This is a genomic window from Sphingobacterium sp. NPDC055346 (assembly GCF_053645235.1).
The window spans coordinates 188,765-208,409 of the sequence record NZ_JBSHMI010000003.1; the positions used below are offsets into that span (position 1 = coordinate 188,765).

17 protein-coding genes are annotated in these 19,645 nt (G+C 38.7%); 7 read left to right on the plus strand and 10 right to left on the minus strand.

What is annotated here, in order from left to right; genetic code table 11:
- Nucleotides 1-122 precede the first annotated feature (122 nt).
- On the minus strand, nucleotides 123-587 hold the full coding sequence (locus ACWICE_RS07770) for a Fur family transcriptional regulator (RefSeq protein ID WP_185213585.1): 465 nt from the start codon (nucleotides 585-587) through the stop codon (nucleotides 123-125).
- 86 nt (nucleotides 588-673) lie between these two features.
- Complete coding sequence (gene fsa / locus ACWICE_RS07775) at nucleotides 674-1,333, minus strand: fructose-6-phosphate aldolase (RefSeq protein ID WP_185213586.1); 660 nt, start codon at nucleotides 1,331-1,333, stop codon at nucleotides 674-676.
- 274 nt (nucleotides 1,334-1,607) lie between these two features.
- Between fsa and ACWICE_RS07780 the strand changes: the two genes are divergently transcribed.
- Nucleotides 1,608-2,837: an MFS transporter gene (locus ACWICE_RS07780; protein WP_454298031.1), complete on the plus strand. Its 1,230-nt coding sequence runs from the start codon at nucleotides 1,608-1,610 to the stop codon at nucleotides 2,835-2,837.
- Here ACWICE_RS07780 and ACWICE_RS07785 read toward each other — a convergent pair.
- The 4 genes from ACWICE_RS07785 to ACWICE_RS07800 form a co-directional block, all read right to left on the minus strand.
- Nucleotides 2,804-3,256, minus strand: a complete 453-nt coding sequence (locus ACWICE_RS07785; RefSeq protein ID WP_185213588.1) for a retropepsin-like aspartic protease — start codon at nucleotides 3,254-3,256, stop codon at nucleotides 2,804-2,806. The genes ACWICE_RS07780 and ACWICE_RS07785 overlap by 34 nt on opposite strands.
- Before the next feature lie 28 nt (nucleotides 3,257-3,284).
- On the minus strand, nucleotides 3,285-4,229 hold the full coding sequence (locus ACWICE_RS07790; protein ID WP_185213589.1) for a malate dehydrogenase: 945 nt from the start codon (nucleotides 4,227-4,229) through the stop codon (nucleotides 3,285-3,287).
- Between the two features lie 213 nt (nucleotides 4,230-4,442).
- Nucleotides 4,443-6,767 (minus strand): translocation and assembly module lipoprotein TamL, encoded by a 2,325-nt coding sequence (tamL, locus tag ACWICE_RS07795; RefSeq protein WP_185217256.1) that lies wholly within the window; start codon nucleotides 6,765-6,767, stop codon nucleotides 4,443-4,445.
- Nucleotides 6,733-12,036 carry a translocation/assembly module TamB domain-containing protein gene (locus tag ACWICE_RS07800; RefSeq protein WP_454298032.1) on the minus strand — a complete coding sequence of 1,768 codons (5,304 nt, stop codon included), beginning with the start codon at nucleotides 12,034-12,036 and terminating at the stop codon, nucleotides 6,733-6,735. Before ACWICE_RS07800 ends, tamL begins: the two co-directional genes overlap by 35 nt.
- Nucleotides 12,037-12,507: 471 nt before the next feature.
- Here ACWICE_RS07800 and ACWICE_RS07805 point away from each other — a divergent pair, with 471 nt between their 5' ends.
- A complete protein-coding gene (locus ACWICE_RS07805; protein WP_454291040.1) occupies nucleotides 12,508-12,987 on the plus strand; it encodes a Dabb family protein in 480 nt (159 codons plus the stop codon).
- A 76-nt stretch (nucleotides 12,988-13,063) separates the two neighbouring features.
- Here the strand turns inward: ACWICE_RS07805 and ACWICE_RS07810 are convergent, their stop codons facing one another.
- The gene (locus tag ACWICE_RS07810) at nucleotides 13,064-13,378 is read right to left on the minus strand and encodes a DUF4342 domain-containing protein (protein WP_185213593.1); all 315 of its coding nucleotides are present in this window, start codon (nucleotides 13,376-13,378) and stop codon (nucleotides 13,064-13,066) included.
- 157 nt (nucleotides 13,379-13,535) lie between these two features.
- On the minus strand, nucleotides 13,536-14,324 hold the full coding sequence (locus ACWICE_RS07815) for a sulfite exporter TauE/SafE family protein (RefSeq protein WP_454291041.1): 789 nt from the start codon (nucleotides 14,322-14,324) through the stop codon (nucleotides 13,536-13,538).
- A gap of 159 nt (nucleotides 14,325-14,483) precedes the next feature.
- Between ACWICE_RS07815 and ACWICE_RS07820 the strand changes: the two genes are divergently transcribed.
- The 5 genes from ACWICE_RS07820 to ACWICE_RS07840 all read left to right on the plus strand — a co-directional run bounded on the left by ACWICE_RS07820 (nucleotide 14,484) and on the right by ACWICE_RS07840 (nucleotide 17,898).
- The gene (locus ACWICE_RS07820; RefSeq protein ID WP_185213595.1) at nucleotides 14,484-15,032 is read left to right on the plus strand and encodes a YeeE/YedE family protein; all 549 of its coding nucleotides are present in this window, start codon (nucleotides 14,484-14,486) and stop codon (nucleotides 15,030-15,032) included.
- A 3-nt stretch (nucleotides 15,033-15,035) separates the two neighbouring features.
- Nucleotides 15,036-15,449, plus strand: coding sequence for a DUF6691 family protein (locus ACWICE_RS07825; protein ID WP_185213596.1), 414 nt, complete (start codon nucleotides 15,036-15,038; stop codon nucleotides 15,447-15,449).
- A gap of 73 nt (nucleotides 15,450-15,522) precedes the next feature.
- Nucleotides 15,523-15,831 carry a rhodanese-like domain-containing protein gene (locus tag ACWICE_RS07830; RefSeq protein WP_185213597.1) on the plus strand — a complete coding sequence of 103 codons (309 nt, stop codon included), beginning with the start codon at nucleotides 15,523-15,525 and terminating at the stop codon, nucleotides 15,829-15,831.
- 49 nt (nucleotides 15,832-15,880) lie between these two features.
- Nucleotides 15,881-17,260 (plus strand): MBL fold metallo-hydrolase, encoded by a 1,380-nt coding sequence (locus tag ACWICE_RS07835; protein ID WP_454291043.1) that lies wholly within the window; start codon nucleotides 15,881-15,883, stop codon nucleotides 17,258-17,260.
- A gap of 11 nt (nucleotides 17,261-17,271) precedes the next feature.
- The gene (locus tag ACWICE_RS07840) at nucleotides 17,272-17,898 is read left to right on the plus strand and encodes a Crp/Fnr family transcriptional regulator (RefSeq protein ID WP_185217252.1); all 627 of its coding nucleotides are present in this window, start codon (nucleotides 17,272-17,274) and stop codon (nucleotides 17,896-17,898) included.
- Between the two features lie 3 nt (nucleotides 17,899-17,901).
- Here the strand turns inward: ACWICE_RS07840 and ACWICE_RS07845 are convergent, their stop codons facing one another.
- Nucleotides 17,902-18,486, minus strand: coding sequence for an RNA polymerase sigma factor (locus ACWICE_RS07845; protein WP_454291044.1), 585 nt, complete (start codon nucleotides 18,484-18,486; stop codon nucleotides 17,902-17,904).
- Nucleotides 18,487-18,803: 317 nt separating this feature from the next.
- Nucleotides 18,804-19,637 (minus strand): hypothetical protein, encoded by an 834-nt coding sequence (locus ACWICE_RS07850; protein WP_185213601.1) that lies wholly within the window; start codon nucleotides 19,635-19,637, stop codon nucleotides 18,804-18,806.
- Nucleotides 19,638-19,645 lie beyond the last annotated feature (8 nt).

Consider the following 19,645-nt stretch of genomic DNA (forward strand, 5'->3'; position numbering starts at 1 on the left):
ACTAAATATTAGCAAGGTGTAAAAAAGTGATTTAGCTTATGGTTTTGGGGCAAAAAAAATACTCTTGAAATTTAATAGGGTCATGAAATTTCAAGAGCAATTTATAAAAAAAATATGAATATTTACGAGGATTTCTCGTTACAAATGTCGCAGATTCCTACAGCGTTTATGGCAATGGAGTGTAAAGAAAAATCAGTAGGAAGGTTGATTTTGGGTAAGGCAATCTCCTCCAGACAGTAGACAGAATTGCACACTGAGCAGATGAAATGAACGTGCTGATCATGGTGATGGTCCGCTGAGCACTTCGTCGAACAGAAGGCATAAGTCGCAGTTCCATTCAGGTCGAAAACCTTATGGAGGATACCCTTTTCTTCAAAGCTTGCCAAGATTCTATAGAGGGTTACACGGTCTATTTCTGAACCTAAAATCTTCTCCAATTCGGGTTGTGAAATTGCTGAAAGTTTGGTGGAAATAATATCCAAAACCCTTAGTCTCGGTTGGGTGATTTTAAGTTGATTTGCCTTTAATACCTGGCTGAATTCTTCTAGTTTTTCCGGATCCAATTCCGTGCTCATATCCGCTTTCATGGTATAAATTTACACAATTAAATTGGGTATAAAAAAAGCCCCCAATTTCACATTGGAGGCCTTATATTTTATCAGCAAATAGTAGACTATTTACCTGCTGCTTTTGCGTGGTCAGCTAAGAATTGAGCCAATCCGCTATCAGTTAATGGATGCTTCAATAAAGCTAAAATAGCTGATAAAGGACCAGTCATAACGTCTGCACCGATCTTAGCACAGCCTAAAATATGTGCACTATGGCGTACTGATGCCGCTAAAATCTGTGTTTCAAACCCGTAATTATCGTAGATTTCACGGATTTCTTCGATTAATCCTAAGCCATCAACAGAAATATCATCTAGACGACCAATGAATGGAGATACATAAGTAGCGCCTGCTTTAGCCGCCAATAGCGCCTGACCAGCAGAGAAAACTAACGTACAGTTGGTTTTGATGCCTTTTTTACTGAAATATTTAATCGCTTTAATACCGTCTTTGATCATCGGAACTTTAACAACAATCTTGCTGTCTAACGCTGCTAATGCCTCGCCTTCCTTGATCATGCCTTCGTAATCTGTAGAAATTACCTCTGCACTTACGTCTCCATCAACGATATCGCAAATAGCTTTGTAGTGATTGATTACATTTTCTTCCCCAGAAATACCTTCTTTAGCCATTAAGCTAGGGTTGGTGGTTACTCCGTCTAAAACGCCAAGATCTTGAGCTTCTTTGATTTGTTCAAGGTTTGCGGTATCAATAAAAAATTTCATGATAGTATTTGAATTAATTTGTTTTGTAGAACTTTTGATTATCCTTTAGGATAGGCAAAGGTAATTATATTGTTTCAAGATTTGAAGTTATTGGCTTCATATCCAAGATATTTATTACGTTTCAACGCATTTTTAATATCAAATGCAACAATTTCCAGCTTTCTCCTGTTAATATTGGAAAGCTATTGTAGTAATTCATTCACTTGCAATAGGTATTTCCGTTTTGGGTTTCAATCCTTTATCTTTAAAAAGCTGTAACAACAATACGCATTTCATGCAAATATTTAGATCTCTCCAATACCCCAACTATCGATTACATGTTATAGGGCAATCAATTTCCCTTTTAGGTACTTGGATGCAACGGATAGCCATCAGCTGGCTGGTCTATCAACTGACAAATTCCGTCTTTTGGCTAGGTTTTGTTTCCTTTATTTCCTTACTTCCATCGCTTGTTTTATCCCCCTTTATTGGTGCTTTCGTCGATAGACATAAGAAATATAAACTTGTTCTGATTACCCAGATCGGCCTGATGGTTCAAGCCGGCTTATTGGCCTTATTGGTCTATTTAAAGCTGGAATCCGTACTGTATTTGTCCATTTTAGGCTTTATTCAAGGCGTTGTGAATGCATTTGATGTATTGGGAAGACAGGCTTTGTTGGTGAATTTGGTCGATAACCGTAAGGATTTGCCCAATGCTATTGCCTTAAACAGTTCAATATTCAATGCCGCGAGGATGGTCGGGCCAGCAATAGGAGGGATTTTACTCTCCACTTATGGAGAATTGGCTTGTTTTACACTGAATTTTTTGAGTTTTATCCCGGTAATTATCTGTTTATTGCTGATGAAAGTAACGGAACACGTCATTGTAATTCCAAATGAAACTTCCTTCCAAGGCCTCGTACATGGTTTTAATTATCTCAAGAGATCGCCGCATATTGCTTCTTTGATCGTGATTTTAAGCATATCTAGCTTATTCGTTATTCCATATACCTCACTTTTACCTGCAGTGGCGAGGGAATTATTTCAGGGAAATGAACGTACTTTCTCCTGGTTTGAAAGTGCTGCTGGATTAGGAGCCATGATCGGAGCGATCAATATGGCAAGGTTAAAAACTGGGGAAAACCTCAGGTATAGGATTATGTTTGCAGCCTTTTTTATGGGTATTTCATTGGTCTTATTAGCTTTTGCCCATTATCTACCGTCTGCATTACTGTTCACAGGGGCGGTTTCATTTTCCATGATGATGCAGAATTCATCCATAAATACCTATATACAAACCCACGCAATGCCTGCATACAGAGCTAGGGCAATGTCTTATTATGTGATGGCATTTCAAGGGATCTTCCCTGTCGGAAGTTTATTGACAGGGGCTATAGCTGAAATTGTAGGTATTAAAAACACCCTTTATATTATGGGTGGATGTGGAATTCTATTGGCCATAGGGTTCTATATTTACCTAAGGCTTCATATTCAACGCCGGTTGTTTAAGTTCAATTTACGCTGATTTAAGGTCAATATATTCTTTTTGTAGTCTATTTTAGCTCCATATAATTTTAAGATATCGCCTCCTAAAACTCCGATTACCGGATCTAAACCTATCTGACTATAGGCATAATTTATGGAACTCAGGTCTAAAACAGCCGCTGTAAAGTTTTTGGTGGACCAATCTGCCATTTTTATTTGGGGAATGGTGATCATGAAACTCTGCATATTGTTGGTTCCAAGTCCAGTGGATAAGATATCGGTGTTAAGGAACTCCTCCTCGTTTATTCCTGAATTCAAAAGGGTTTCCTTGTCCAACACGGTTTTTGAAGCACCTGTGTCGATGACCATTTTAAAATTCTTGTCAAAAATCTCGATCTCTGTAATAATATGAAAGCCATCGGCTTGCAGGCCGATGACTTCAAATGGAATATTTTGCATTTAAATGAAATTCTGAAATAATATTGAGTTATTTTTTGAGTACCCCTTCGGCATAAAGAACATCGTTCATTTTGCGTACAGCCTCTGCACTTGCCTTGAACAGTTCTTCTTCCTCCGCGGATAAATTCATTGGCACTATTCTGTCCCAACCTTTATTATTGATGATAACGGGAACACCGATATTGATGTCTTCCTGTCCATATTCTCCCTCTAGGTAAACGGAAGCCGTGAATAATTTATTCTGGTTGTGGACTATACTTTCTACCATCGCTGCTGCTGCTGCGCCTGGTGCATACCAAGCAGAAGTACCGATTAAAGCGGTTAATGTTGCGCCTCCAACCATGGTTTTCTTCACGATTTCTTGCTCTTCTTCCTCAGTTAGGAAATCGGCAACCGGTACGCTGTTCCATGTCGCATGTTTGATCAGTGGAATCATCGTGGTATCGCCATGACCACCAATTACGATGGCATTCAGGTCATTGGCTGATGCATTTAATTTATCACTGATTTGATATTTAAAGCGTGCAGAATCCAATGCGCCGCCCATACCGATGATTCGGTTTTTAGGCAATCCACTAGATTTTAAAGCTAAATAAGTCATTGTATCCATCGGATTGGAAACAATCAGTATGATGATATCTGGAGAATGTTTGATTAGATTTTCAACTACAGTCTTTACGATATTTGCGTTCGTACCGATCAATTCCTCTCTGGTCATACCTGGTTTCCTAGGAATTCCAGAAGTAATCACGGCCACTGCTGAACCTGCTGTTGCTAAATAATCATTGGTAACACCTTTTATCTTTGAATCAAATCCTAAAAGGGCAGAAGTTTGCATCATGTCTTGGGCTTTCCCCTCTGCAAATCCTTCTTTAATGTCTAACAAGATGATTTCTTCTGCTACATTTTTTCTTACCAGATTATCAGCGGTCGTTGCTCCAACTGCCCCTGCTCCAACTACGGTTATTTTCATATAGTTAAGGGTTATGTTTATTTCCACTAAATCTAACAAAAATAATCGTCAATCGCAGGCTAAATAGCGTCAATTTAATGTAAATCAATAATTACAATGCAATTTACCCGAAAGGGAATCAGAAAAAATCAAAGGGATAAACCAGCCTAATTTTTATTAAAAGTGGATAATTCAGGCAAAATAAAAGAGCTGTTTATTAAACAGCTCTTTTTTCTAGAATGGATAACCTATCGCTAAGTTAAACACCAGATTATCTCTTCTCCAATCTCTGTCCCGTATGTCGATATATTTAAATACCCAACGGTCATCTTTAGGACGATATGGAACTCTAAATGGAATGGCAAAGTCTGTACGGATAATCAAGAAATCTAAATCTAACCTTAATCCTAAACCTCCGCCAACAGCTAACTCACTTAAGAAATCCTTACTGAAACGACCTCCAGGTTTGTTTTCATCTTTGTTTTGCAACCATACGTTACCCGCATCGATAAAAGCGGCCCAATGTAGCATTCCTGCAATCTTGGCTCTATATTCCGTGTTCAATTCTAGTTTATAGTCACCAGTTTGGTCAGCAAAAAAGTTTTCCTCTCCCAAGTTTTCCGGTAGGGATGAACCCGGTCCGACCGCACGTGCCCTGAAAGCCCTTAAACCATTGGGACCTCCAGTGAAATATTGCTTTAAATAAGGTAGAGAACGCGAGTTTCCGTAGGAATAACTCGTTCCGATCATTATCCTGGATGCCAAGGTTGAAGTAGGAGTAATCTTTAAATAATGCCTTAAATCAGCCTCTGCTTTAATAAATTGCGAATATGGAGTGCCAAATAGTTCCTTGATTTTTCCTTCATTATAGTTCGCCCCTTGAATCAGTCCCAGGATATTTCCTGAGGTGTTCAACCCTGCTTTGGCATAGAAAGTATGCTTTTTGTTCTCCATCGTATTCGTGAAAGTGTACACGTAATTTGGACCAAAGGAGAATTGCGGGTCAACAATATGACGTAGGGTAGGAACGGTGTCCATCTGTGCCCTATATTCATCTGAAATACCACGAGGTTGAACATAGATGATCTCGGCAAGCGTTAGATTATGGTCTTTCTGCTGGTTTTCCTTCCATGCATAACCATAGTTTAAGGTCATTGAATTCAAGGTATAGGCGGTCCTACGGTTCAGGAATTCATAACCCGCTTTTAAGAATGTCTTAGGTATATATTGTTTCCCTGGAGTCCATTTATAAGGAGATAGCAAGCGCGGCCAGGTAATCCCTACTTCGGCACCATAACGGATATAGGAAGAATTTAAGTTTACATTTCCACCTGTTTGGGTCTCATACCCTCCAAAAACAGATACGGTTAAGTTCTCAAATCCTTTAAAAGCATTCTTTAGGGTCCAGTTGGCAGTTACTTCCGTACCATTATAAACGGCGGCAGTTTTACCCACCAGCTCCAAACGAATGGATTTTTTCTCCATTGGTGTCAAATAATAGTACACATCCAAATGATCGGTAGAATCAGGGCTATCCACAAATTCGTTCTTTACGAATTTGAAGGTATTCAGGTTCACCAAGTGATTGATGGTCATATTATGGTTCCAACGGTTGTACATCTGTTCTGGTTCCAAGAAGAGGTGGTTGGCCAAAACTTTTTTACGGTATTTGTTCTGAGGGTCTATGATATAGAACTTATCATCATATTTCTCAACGCTTCTGGGAACCCTTCTTCTATTGGATCCAGCAGTTTCCTTATAATCTGCAAAAACATATACATTACCAATATGTTGCGGCTCCTTTGCTTGTCTAGGAGTTTCCGGTTTTACGGTCATGAACATGTCGACTTTATTGTCTCCAATTGTACTGTCCACTTCAACCAATAAATTATCGGGACTAAAATAATAATAACCCTGTTCCTTCAATTTATTGTCAATCCGGTCTCTTTCGTTCAAGATAACATCCAGGTTATAGTTGTTTCCAGGCTGCAACAAGGTCTGGTCCTTGGTCCCGATGATGGATTTTCCCAAACGGCTATTGCTATCCACATCAAATTTAACCTCATTGATCCTGTAGATCGGTCCTGGAAAGGCATCATATTGAATAGTGGCCATTTTACCATCGATAAGCGTGTCAGAGGTAACTCTCGCGGTAAAGAAACCCAGGTTTTCCATCTTATTCCTTAGCAGGTTTTCGTTGTATTCACGATTAACATCACTTAATAGGACAGGGGCTTCACCTTGTTTTTTCAACCAACGTCTCACGAAGTTATTGCTGGTATCTGGGCCTCCACCCATATTCCAGAGACCAACCTTAAAGTAAACCCCTAATAGTTTACTGTTTGGCTTGGGCAATAAAGAGTTTTCCAAGAAAGTCTCAAAACCTTCTTTTCGCTCTTTAGGAATGGTATCATTATGGATGACAACATCACCTTCTTTATAGAATTTGTCCCCTTCAGCAATGTATTTTGTAGGATTACAGCTTGCGACAAGCAATAGTCCAAAGGAGTATGCAAATAGGTGCTTAATTTTCATTATTACCCCCTTCCTCTTCTTCATTTTTAATGGCAGACTTATTTGGTTCAATGGTATTTGTTGAAGTATCTCTATGTGTGCTATCTATAGGAAGGCCAGTGCTATCCGGCTGTGTTTTCAACTCTTCCTGTTTTCTCTCTTTTTCCCGTTCTTCCATGCGTTTTCTGAATTCAGGGCTATGGATCATCAAACTATCACGGATGACCATGCGAACAGAATCACGGTACACCGAATCAGTTTCCATCCTTTCCACATCAAATCTTCTTCTGAACCCACGGCTATCGGTATTATAATATTCCTGTAGCGCTTTGGAATTCATAAACAATTCCCTGAATCTGTTGTAGCTCATATTAATGATAAAACCTATACCAGTCTCAACAAATTGCCCTTGTAGGGTGGCCTGATATTGATTTTTGCGGTAAACTCTCGCAAAGTAACGTCCATCTTTCGATAATTGATAATCTAGGGAAATATCACCTGCAATATTCGAAGCTTTTTCGCCTGGACGTGTATTTCCTTCTACCTCAAAGTTAGAACCTATCGTGATTTTCAAACGATCATCAAATAGCATCTTAGAGATACCAACATTGAGGTCGGTCCTTGTTTCCGCATTTCCGGTCAAGTAATCCTCTTCAGAATTCAAGTTGAAATCAAGCTCCACGCCCTTGATCAGGTCAGAGGCCAAATTGTTCAATTGACCCGTCAAGAATGAACTTACCGTACTTCTCACCATCGCTTCTGTACCTCCTCCAGACAAACTTTCAAATGGATTAGCCGACATAAATCGACCCAAAGCAATCAAGGAGAAAACCTGTTTGTTTAATTCTGCAGGATCCTCACGCATATTTGAAAGGGCAATATTTACCTTACTTACCACATCTTGGGAAACTATGGCATTCTTTTCATCCAAATCGATATCGAAATTGATCTGCGGTTTAAACAGTTCGCCGGTCAATTTCAATAATACATTGAATGGAACCCTTTGTTTATAAAGGTTTTGGCTCTCAGAACCAATTTGGTTCTGTACCAATTCCAGTGTAGCGAATTTACCGGAGTAAACAGCTGTAATGTCTAATCTGGCATCCAATGGATCTCCATTCCATGTAATGGTACTTCCTTTTTGGAAACTGAAATCCTTTGAAATAGGGCCGAAGGAGAAGGTATAGTCACCTTTTTCCACCGTAAAGGTTCCAGACATGGTGATTTTCTCATTGGCATCAATACTGGTATTGATTTCTGCAACCCCTTGAATATTTAATGCATCTTGAGTTCCTTCATCCAAGATTACCTTGAATTTTGCATCAGGGTCTGTGCTCAGGTTCAAGGCGATATCATATCCTGATAATTGACTTGATACCGTAGTCAAGGAATCAAGTTGAGCAAATACATTGGCTCTTGCGGTATCACTCTTATCCACGAATTTTACGACACCTTCGCGTTGAGCCACACCTGGATCGTCATTAGGCACAATAAAGTTGAAATCCGTCCGGTCATTGGCCTTGACATTACCGTCGATTCTTGGTTTATCCAAATCGCCTGTAATACGCAGGTTTGAAGTCACATACATCTTTCCAAAGAATAGATCATTGTCCAGACGTGTAGAGTTCATGACCTCGAAATCATCGGTAGTCAAGTTCAGGTTAAAGATAAAATCTGTATAGGTTGTCGTTTTGATAGTACCATTTAAGCGAGCAACATTGTTCTTGGAATCTACCAAATTAAACTGACGGAAAGAAATCCCTTGATCATTAAAATAGATCTTTTGGTTATCCGCGCGCATATTGGAGTTCAACATAGATGCATTGATTATGGCATCGTGGAAAGTCAGCTCACCATTGATCCTTGGCGCAGAAGTAGTTCCGGTTATTTTCAGCGCACCTGATAAATCCCCTTGAGCATCCCTCAGATTACCCAAACTGAAAGCTTGGATAGTTTGCATGCGCATTGGGTTAAGGTTCAGTGTAGCATCGATCTGCATATCTCCTTCTGGAGGAGAGATAACATCACCCACCAAATGAACGTCATTTCCGTTTTCCGTAATTCTGACATCGGCTGAATACGTATTTTCTTTGATGTTGTTCACCTTTAAGGCGACATTACCAATGGTATCTGTGCCAAAGAAGAATTTATCGATTGTCAAGTCGGAAACAAATACTGGAGAAGACTCAAACCTAGATACCGTTGCGTTTCCATTGATACCTCCACCAACTTTTAGCGTTTCAGATTGAAGCATCTCGGTGATGGTTTCAATTCTAAAATTGTTGAAGCTAAGGTCAATAGGGGCGTTGTAAGTGGAATCCTGCGATTGAATACGCAATTCCTGACCTTCATTGGACAGAACAAAGCCAGAAGCGCGAACACCTCTCTGTCCAAAACTGATAACATTGTTCGGTTCGATATCCCAGTCCTCATAGTTCAACATCAGTCCATCTTCTTTCAGGGAAAGATTATAGCTATTGTTGCCAACCAACATGGTCGCACCTAAATGATACTGTTCCTTATCTTCCTTGTCTTTGATCCACAGACCGAAATCAACATTGTTTTCAACCACACTACCACTGATAACCGTATTTCTAAGCTCAATATTGCTAACTAAGATATGGCCAATCAAGGCATTGTAATATAAAGTGCTGTCGGCTGTAATGATATCCACACCCACATTTTCTATCTCAGTACCGGCATAAGTGACCTTCGGTGCCAAGAGCTTGGCCATCAATGTCCGGTCTGTACTGTTGAAAGTTCCATCTAAGGTTACATCCTGTAGTTCTTCCAGTTCAGGAAGGAAATCCCTAACGATCCTAGAACGATATAAGCGTGCTGAAAATTCAAATTGCTGTGGTGAATATTCGTATTTCTGATGTATCCCCGAAGGATTATAGTAAGTCTGTATAATATCTGAAATGGAAGATCCCAGTTCAGTCAGTTTATAACTGCCCGTCAAATGGGCACTCATAAACTCTGAGTTTAATATCAAAGTATTTTTACCGGTATCAGCCTGGGCCGTTAGTGAAATCGTATCCAATGCATAGCGGTCCTTCTCATAGGCAATCGAAGAATTGGTTACCAATAAAGCCCCGTTCAGATTATCCAAATCTAGGCTTTCAAAATCGGCCACAATCTTTCCATGGTACCTGACATCTTGATCCATTAATTTCAAATTCTTGAAATTAATACTGTCAATCATCATTTCAGCATATAGTTTCGGGAATTGACCTCGCATATCTGCTTGTATATTGGCATCGAGATCAATGTTAGGGTCGGGACTGTTTATAGTACCTGCAATATCACCTGAGCGTGCCGTAAGGTCAAAATCAATATCCTTATAGCTATAGCCCATCGCATCAAATCGGTTCAGCGTACCTAATATATCGGCCTGCATGGTCTTTGGATCAAGGCCTGTTCCATTTACTTGGGCTTGTGCAGATACATAGCCTAAAACAGAATCCTGTTTCAGGAATTCGCCGAGGTTGAAATTGTCAACCGTCACAAAGGCATTATAGGTAGTATCTCTACCCATGTTCAACTTTCCATTAACCGTGGCATTTCCTTGCTCGGTAATCAATTTCATGTCGGTGTCAAAACCGTTCATGCCTCCTTTAAAGGTACCTGTCAAACTGATGTTCCTAGGTAATTGTATGCTATCAGGCAATAGGGAAGGAGCGATTAATTGATTGAGGTCGTTTCGGCCGGTAACCAATTTTTTCAGGTTCAGGTCAAGATACATTTTATCTACATCCGGAAGCCCCTTAATATGGGCGGTAGCTATTACATGGGTATTGTTCAAAGTTTTGAACTCAAAACGAGGAATGCGAAGGTCGTTCAATTTACCCATCACTTTACCATCAATATAAAAGCGCTTGTTCATTAAAGGCTTCATAACTTCCTCTTTTTCAAGGTCAGGAGCTAATAACCTAATGTCTTTCATATCAATATGACTCTTTTTGATATTGGCATTGATACTCATGGTCGCTGGATTGTTTGAAACAGCATCCAATGATGGATATGAAATGACAATTTCATCCTGAATCAGGGTATTTGGGGTTTCAAGCAATAGATCCTTGATGGTTGCTCCGGTATTGGTATAGACGAAATCACCCTTCAACATTTTTAGGTCAAAACCAGAATGGTCCTTTACCGTGAATCCTTTTAAATCACCTGAAATAGAGTCAGATGAATAATAGAGCCCATCTAATGCTCCGGCAATATCGGTAAGCTTAAGGTTAAAATAATCAATTCCCTTGGTCCTGGCTTCATTGTCATCCTTGAACCAGAAATTCGTCTTTTCAATGGCCAGTTTATCAACAGATACCTTCCAGTTGACTGAGGAGGTTGTGGTATCAGCCTTATCGTCAAAAGTGTGTTCTGTTGTTGTTTTTCCAAATAGAACCTCAGAATCGGATTGCGAAAGCTTGATTTCTTTCAGCTTTACGATTTCTTTGTTCAGGTCAATCTGATCAATATTACCAGCAAGGTTCTTAATGTCGAATTTGCTCTGCATATTGATCGCCTTATCATCATATCGGATAAAGATATTCTTCAGGTCTACCGTCTTGATATCTATATTTGGAAGTAGGGAGCTTTGTTCTACACTCTGATCGGTAATACCAAAATCTGATGCTTTAACGGAATCTTGCGAGCTGATTACTGCCCATTGCTTGATATCAGCAGATAAACCATCGATTTTTACATTTGGCATGCCAAATGCCATATTATTCGTCAGGTCAAATTTAGATACCCGAGTATCAAACTTATTTAAGTAAATATCTGCAGAAGTACCGATCACATCATCCTTATAGACAAATTTAATCCTTTCAAAAAGGACTTTGTCAATATCAAAGGTTAGGGCAGAAGAAGAGTCAGCGGTAGGTGTACTTTCCTTTTCTGAAGAAAACGCAGCTACAATATAATCAAAGTTAAAAGTACTATCAGGAAGCTTTCTGTTGATTTTGGCAGTAATCCCTTTTAACTGAAGTTCGTTGATTTCAACAGTGTTCTTTAATAATTTGAACATATTGATGTCGACCATCAGGGATTCTCCCGCGATGAGCGTGTCCTTCGATTCATCCGCAAAAAAGACATCGTTCAACTCCAGCTTTTTAGGGAAGTTGATATAGATATGGCCAATATCTACCTGAGTTCCAAGCTTGTTCTCTAAATAATTCGAAACCTTGCCAACCACATAGTTTTGAACTGAGGGAAGACGGATCAGAAAAATTAGAAGTAAAATTAAAGCTATTATGGACCCTATGATCCACAAGACCGTTTTTAATACAATTCGACCAAATCTATTCAAAGCCTGAAAAATATCCTTTTATAATTAATATTGTATCTCTTACTAACACCTATTAGCTGCATTTGTTTAATAATAAATCATTTTAATTGCAGCATAATTTTCCTGCAAATATATAGTTTGAAAAGGAAAATACCCTAGATTTCTTTATTGTCTTTCGGTGAATTAAAGCAAGGAATGTGCTGTATATTCTATTAATAATCAATTTGTTTACACTAAGTATTTTCATTTATGAATATTGAAATAATATTAAACTATTGTTTAAAAATTTTGAATTATTGATGTCTTATATTTCAGATTCCAAGTTCTATAATAAAAATAGCTTAGCCACTTTTGTAAAATTATAATATCGCTGTAGCGTTTCTCCTTCCATTTGTGAAACCTGTGCAATTTTTTCTTTTTACAGGGTTCATCAAGTGAATAAAAAGAAAGAATTCTTATATTTATATACCTACATCAATCTAAATTTTAAACATGAAAAGAAAAAACTTTATCACAACAATTCTAGTCGGAGCAAGTTCAGGAGCATTATTGAATTCTTGCGCAAATGAAGCATCTAATGCCAACAAAAGTTCAAATGCAGACTCTACTTCAGCGGCTACCACTTCAACGGCAGCAGCTACGCAACAGGATGAGCTGGGGTCGGGACTGATTGTACATAATGTGTATTTTTGGCTTAAAGAAGGGATCACTGCTGAGGAGGAGAAAGATTTCATGAACTTTTTTGAAGAACTAAAGAAAGTTCCAGGACCTAAAGCCTTGAGGTTCGGAAAACCTGCGCCTACAACAGCTCGCGATGTCGTAGACAACTCCTTTTCCTACTATTTATTGGTGACTTTCAATACCATGGATGATATCAATACGTACGAACATCACCCAATACATCTTGGAGCGGTTGATAAATTCAGTAAATATTGGACCAAAGTTCAGGTAAAGGATGCTATCCTGATGTAATCTTGACCGATAAAAATATAAAAGAGGCCGCTGGATTTCCCAACGGCCTCTTTCGTTCAGTAAAAAATCTAAGAAATTAGTGGACTTCAATATCCGTACTTTGTGTGTTTTCTTCTGTTTTTGCGGCCTCATTAGGGTCTTTATCTTCTGGTTTATCACTGCGTTCTACAGTAATTTTGCATTCAGTTAACAAAGCTGCTATCGCGCCTACTGCTGCAAAGATCGGAGCCAATACAACTCCAATTACACCTAAGGTTACTGGAAAGCTCATAATGTCTTTTCCGTGCTTATCAGCAATGCTGATCTTCGTAACGTTTCCTTCAGCGATTAAATCCTTGATTCTTTTTAATAAGTTCTCCCCAGTTACTGAGAATGTTTCTTTAATTGACATAGTTGTTCGTTTTTATTTGATATACAATTTGTTGCTAAGTTATTTTTGTTACTCAAAGATAAGACTTGTACAACTTTCTCTACTACGAGATTAGGTCAATCAATATATATTTTCGGTAATTGCCAATAAATAATCGGTGAAAATTCCATTCTTGGACTTACTTGCTTATTTCCTGGATGATGACCACAATCCCCATCAATAAAACAAACCATCCGAATGCAGGTTTCAATTTTTTTCCATCAATCTTTTGGCTCAGTTTTGAACCGATCAATATGCCTGCAATAGCAATTCCGGAAATGGTTAATAGGAAAGTCCAATTGATCAAATGGAAGTCTAATTTTCCAATGAAACCAAAAAGTGAATTCGCCGCAATGATCAATAGGGAAGTGCCTACAGCTTTTTTCATCGGCATTTGATTAAAGATGATCAATGCTGGAATAATCAAAAAACCTCCTCCAGCACCAACTAATCCGCTGATAAACCCTACAGCAGAACCTTGAAACAGCAATGGCAGGATACTTCGTCGACTTAATTTCTTAGACTCCTCTTCCTGGTTTCCTTTTATCATTTTCAACGCCGCAAACAACATCAGGACAGCAAATAGGAGCATGATTCCCATATTTTTGCTTACTGCAAAGCTGCCAACCTGAAACAAATGATTTGGGATAGACTCTATGACATATAACCGGGTCAAAAACACCGTAATAATGGAAGGTAGACCAAAATATAATGCCGTTTGAAAATCAACTAAATTATTTCGGAAATAGGGAATTGCTCCAACTGCAGAGGTAGATCCCACAATAAATAGGGAATAAGAAGTGGCCAATAATGGATCTATATGAAAAAGGTAAACCAAAACAGGTACAGTTAAAATACTGCCTCCACCACCAATCAATCCAAGGGAAATTCCAATTCCAATCGACGCAAAATATCCTAAATACTCCATAAATAAATTTTTCTTCCGCAAAGTTCAGGGAAAGATTTTTTGGAGTTAGTTACATTAGTTACATAGCTATGAAGCAGTTTTGCTCAGGATATGAGTAACTTTGGTTACTGAAAGACTTTTTTAAAGACCGTACTTTTGCACAAAATTTATTTAACGACTATGGATTTATTAATGGGGCCTTGGCCCTGGTACGTCGGCGGCTCATTGGTCGCCCTTATTATGCTGGCTTTAATTTTACTAGGTAGAACTTTTGGATTTTCATCCAATTTCAGAAACATCTGCGCCGTCTTAGGGGCAGGCAATTCCTGTAGCTTTTTTAAATTTGATTGGAAAAAACAGATCTGGAACCTGTTGTTCCTGCTAGGATCTGTGATTGGTGGCTTTCTTGCCGCACATTTTCTTTCCGACAATCAAATTCCTCAAATTTCCGAACAGACAGTTTCTGATCTGAAGGAATTAGGAATTGAAAGCGCCGGAAAAGCCTACTCCCCAACAGAAATCTTCGAAACCATAAACGCTAAAAACATTGCCATCCTTGCAATTGGTGGTTTGCTGATCGGTTTCGGAACTCGATATGCTGGTGGATGTACTTCTGGACATGCAATCTCTGGATTGAGTGACTTACAATGGCCTTCACTGATTGCTGTTGTCGGATTTTTTATCGGTGGACTTGCCATGGTTCATTTATTCTTCCCCCTTATTTTTTAAGACATGAAAAAATTGATTTATATATTATTAGGCGTGGCTTTTGGTATTGTCATGTATAAAGCTGAAGCGGCATCATGGTTTCGCATCTATGAAATGTTCAGCTTTCAATCCTTTCACATGTTTGGATTTATGGCAACTGCTTTATTGATTGGCGTTCCTGCAGTACAATATTTGAAACGCAAAAAAGTGAAAAATGTCAATGGCGATGCAGTTTGCATTTCTCCGAAGGCTAAATCAATCCCTAGGTACCTCATTGGAGGAATTCTGTTTGGACTTGGTTGGGCATTGGTGGGTGCATGTCCTGGGCCAGTTTTTGTGTTGATCGGTTCAGGTTTGTACAGCATGTTGATCGTTGCGGGTTTTGCAATCCTGGGAACCTATCTATATGGTCTTGTGAAAGATAAATTGCCTCATTAACAAATTGATGTGTAACAAAAGTAGCGGATACTGATTATTGATAGACCTAACTTTGTTGTATAAAATTTGTGATATGATAAAATTATTGACAGTACCAGAGTTTAAGGCTCAAATAAAAAATAATGACGTTCAACTCATCGATGTGAGAACTGAAATGGAATATTCATTAGGTAAGATTGATGGCTCTACGTTGATTAATGTCCAATCTTCTGATTTTATGGATCAGGCTAAAGAATACATTGATTTTAAAAAGCCAATCTTTATCTATTGCCGTTCTGGAGCTCGATCACATATGGCAGCCAAGATCTTGGAAAACATGGGGGCAAAAGAAATTTTCGATCTACAAGGAGGATTTTTATCTTGGAGCCAAAACAATAAGTAAGAAACATTAACTTAACAGAATTATAAATTTAATATTTTAAAGGAATACTATGTTTTTTCAACAAGTTTATGATAAAACCTTAGCTCAAGCCAGTTTTTTTATTGGCTGCCAAGCTAAAAATGAAGCAATTGTAATTGATGCAAAAAGGGATATAGATACCTATTTGGAAATTGCAAAGCAAAATAACATGAAGATTACGCACATTGCTGAAACACATATTCATGCTGATTTCCTTGCTGGTTCTCGCGAACTGGCAGAAGTAACCGGTGCTAAATTATATCTTTCTGATGAAGGTGGTGAGAATTGGCAATATGAATTCCCTCATGAAGGGCTGAAAGAAGGCGATGTCATCAAAGTGGGTAACCTAAGTTTAGAGGTTATGCATACCCCAGGTCATACACCTGAAAGCATCAGCTTTTTGTTAAGGGATCATCCTGCTTCCGAAGAGCCTGTAATGATTTTTACCGGAGACTTCGTCTTCGTAGGTGATATCGGTAGACCTGACCTGTTGGAGGAAGCTGCTGGTCTGGTTGGTACCAAGGAAATTGGCGCCCAGCAAATGTTTGAATCATTGAAAAAGTTTGCTGCTTTACCTGATTACGTGCAAGTATGGCCAGGCCATGGTGCCGGATCAGCTTGTGGTAAAGCCTTAGGTGCGGTTCCCAGCAGTACTGTGGGCTATGAAAAAATCAGAAACTGGGCTTTCCAATTCGGAGATGACTACGAAGGATTTAAGAACTACCTATTGAGTGACCAACCTGAAGCCCCTGTTTACTTTGCCATGATGAAGAAATTGAACAAGGTAGACAGACCTCTGTTGGTTGAAGTTCCTGAGCATCCTACCTTATCGGTAGAAGAAGTTGAAAAAATGGAAGATATCACCTTAATCGATACTCGCCATAAAACCGAATTTGCAAAAGGACACTTAAAGGACTCCATCAATATTCAAAACAATAATTCCTTGGCAAATTGGGCCGGATGGATGATTGACTATGATGAAAACATGGTCATGATAGCTGACGAAGGCAACCAAGAAGAGATTACAAGAAAATTGATGCGAATCGGTTTAGATAACATCAAAGGTTTTGTGACTGACTTGGAAACAGCAGAACTGGAAAAAACCAAGCTTGTCGATGCGGATACGGTTGAAGCGATGAAAGATAATGCCGACACGGTATTACTGGACGTACGCGGTTCCTCTGAATTCAAAGCTGAACATATCCCTGGAGCAGAACATCGTTTTGTGGGCTCTTTTAGAAAGAAATTGCCTACAGATATCAAAGATAAAAAGATCATTATTCAATGTCAATCTGGAGACAGAGCTACTATTGCAGCTTCTTACCTAGAAAAAAATGGTTTCGATCAAGTTTATAATTACGCCGGTAGTTTTATTGACTGGAAAAACCAAGGTAAAGAAACAACAAAATAGTATATTTGAGTATGAGTCTAATAGAAAACGCTTATACCGGAATATTAGAACCCGCCTTAATTGAAGAAATTGAGGCGGTTGCTACTTTAAAGACCTTTCAGTCTGGTGATATTATCATTGATATCGGTCAATATATCCGTTCCATGCCATTGCTGTTGACAGGTGCGATTAAGATCATGAGGGAGGATGAAAAGGAAGGGGAGCTGTTACTTTATTATTTAGCAAAGGGTGAAACTTGCACCATGTCGATTGCCTGTTGTTTAGGTAACAAAAAAAGTGAAATCAGGGCTCAAGCTGAAATGGAAACAGCGGTAGCCATGATCCCTAATCAATACCTCAATGAATGGCTTGTCAAATATAGTTCTTGGAGAAGCTTTATCCTCAATAGTTACTCCTCCAGAATGAATGAAATGCTTGGTGCTATCGATAACCTGGCATTTTCTAAAATGGAAGATCGCATCATGAACTATCTAAAAGAGAAAGTAAAACTTACTGAAGATAGAATTCTAACAGTTACTCACCAGGATATAGCTTTAGACCTAAATACTTCACGTGTGGTGGTCTCAAGGATCCTTAAGAAGCTGGAAAATGAAGATAAGATCGTGTTACTTCGGAATGAAATAAGGGTGTTAGTATAAAAGCTAGCGCTCTATTAAGAATAATAATAGGGACAAGTGATAATAGGAAATGTTTTTATGTTTGAATACCTTTTTCAACGTAGAGATTGCCTTAGATCTTGAAAAATAAACATTACTGGCAGTTGTCCCTAATTCCTCACAGATCTCTGCCGTTTCCTTACCCTCCAATACCGATAACTGAATTATTTTTCCCTGCTGTTTCGGTAATTTCTCAATCTCTTTTACAATCAATTCAATCAACTCGGTATAGATGATCTTGCTCAGGATGCTTTCCTCACCTGATTCTAAGTCAATCAACCATTCTTCATCATGCTGAAGTTGATTTCTTTTCAATTTCAAATGGTCCAAACATTCGTTCCTTGTAACAAGGTAGAGGAAGGATTTAATGCTTTCCTCGGCATGAAAGTTCTCCTTCTTTTCCCATAACTTAAAAAATGCCTCAGAAACAATCTCTCTAGCAATGTCCCTGTCCTTGATAATTTTGAAGGCATAGAAGTGCAAGGCATGGCTGTATTGATCCATGAAGTAGCATAAAGAAGATTCTTTACCCTGCTGTAAGCCATTGACTTCCTTGTCAAAATTATTCATGTTGTGATTTGATAGGCAATATTAAAATGGTCAATATAAATTTAATGTTAATTTGACAAATAAAAAAGTTTAAAGCAATTTTTTAAGCAATAAAATAGAAAGAAATTAGCCTATTTTAAATTATTTACAAAAACTATCCATAAACAGTAACGGGAATCACTGAGGTTTTAGGATAAAAAATCGAGATCTGCTTCCGCAGACCTCGATTCCTCAATTATAATATAATGACTCTAACAAAACTTACTCATTTTCAATTTTAGACAACCCAAAATTCTCAAGTCTGTCGTCTACTGTCTTATGTCTATTGTCTTTTGTCTTTAAATAGCTTTAAAGTTCCAGAACCATGCAGTTCCCCATGCACCTACGCCAGGTTCAGGATAGCTTAATACAATTTCTGAATCATTAATGATCAAGATGTCATATTCATAGACAGGTGCATTTCCCTCATTTGGGGATTTACCACAAAGGACAGTCACCCCTTTGGTGGTTAATTTTCCTTTGGCCCAAACGGTTCCATCGTCCAAGGTTACTTTCTTGCCCATGTCAAAAGAAAAACTTCCCACTTCTTGTTGCCCTGTAGATTTTACTTTGGTCAATTTCGCTCCACGAAGGGAAAAGATCATTTTTGCGCCTTTTCCCTCTCCAGGAGCCTGACCATCTATATCGGCCTCTTTCAAGGTCCACCATGCTGGACCATTGCTGCCCATATAACCTCCATTTCCCCAAACTGCAGGTTTGGTCGTATCCCATACCCAAGTCTTGTCCTTACCATCGGTTAGCATTCCCCATTCCAAAGGAACAGCAAATGACAACTCATCAACAGTGACTTTCAGGGACTTACTGATCTTACTGCCATCAGGGTTTAGACCTGTAAAGATGATTTCATTTTCTCCGGTAGAAACTAGAAGAACTGTATCCGTTTTCTTTTGTGTTACGCCGGTTCCATAATCCCAGGAGGATAGGACCGGACTATTGTTGTTGACTACTACCTTATTGCTCTTTTTACCATTTACGGTCAGAACAGTGGCAGAGATATCCAGTTGCTCAGCTGCAATGGCCGAACCCAATTCCATTCGATCTTCTATAGGTTCACAACCCAATAACAAGGCAAATGAAATCGAAAATATGATGATATTGATTAAATTTCTCATTTGTTTAA